Genomic DNA, 545 nt, shown 5'->3' with positions numbered 1-545 from the left:
CAGAATAATGGAGTTGTTGGTGGTATTATCAAGAAGCTTTCCGGTGGTAGTGCGTGGAATGCAGGAGCTTATTCATTAGAAAAGCTGATTGGTGCAGGTTCGCTTGATTTTGAGGTTACGGAAGCGAATACGCATCGTATGGTTGGTCTTTCTTCAACGACTGGCAATTCCAGCTATGAGACCATTGAATATACTTTTTATCTCTTGGCGAGCGGTGCTCTTTACATTCGTGAGTCCGGTGTAAACCGTGGATCTTTTGGTACTTATTCGTCTGGAGATATTTTTGAGATTGAACGTTCATCAGATGGTGTTGTCAGCTATATCAAAAATGGAGAGACGATCTATACGAGTACAGTTATCTCTTCGACGGATAATCCTCTTTTGGTTGATGTATCGCTGTATGAAAACGGATCAACTTTAAATGATGTAAAGCTGACCAATGCTTCCGGTGTTCAGGAAGCTGTTACCTGGGTAACAGATAATTCTGTCGAAGCTCATCGCTTGGGTTCGGATCTCTCAGTCGCTTACCAAGACTTGAACGCAGA

General features: G+C 42.8%; 1 protein-coding gene. It reads left to right on the top strand.

Going from position 1 to position 545, the window contains the following annotated elements; translation table 11 throughout:
* A partial coding sequence (locus tag WH96_RS22215) for a hypothetical protein (protein ID WP_047766191.1) occupies positions 1-545 on the top strand: 545 nt, incomplete at both ends.

This window comes from Kiloniella spongiae, from assembly GCF_001026905.1.
Classification (GTDB): Bacteria; Pseudomonadota; Alphaproteobacteria; order Kiloniellales; family Kiloniellaceae; genus Kiloniella; species Kiloniella spongiae.
The sequence above is the reverse complement of the archived record's forward strand: the minus strand, read 5'-3'. Positions and strand labels throughout refer to the sequence as shown.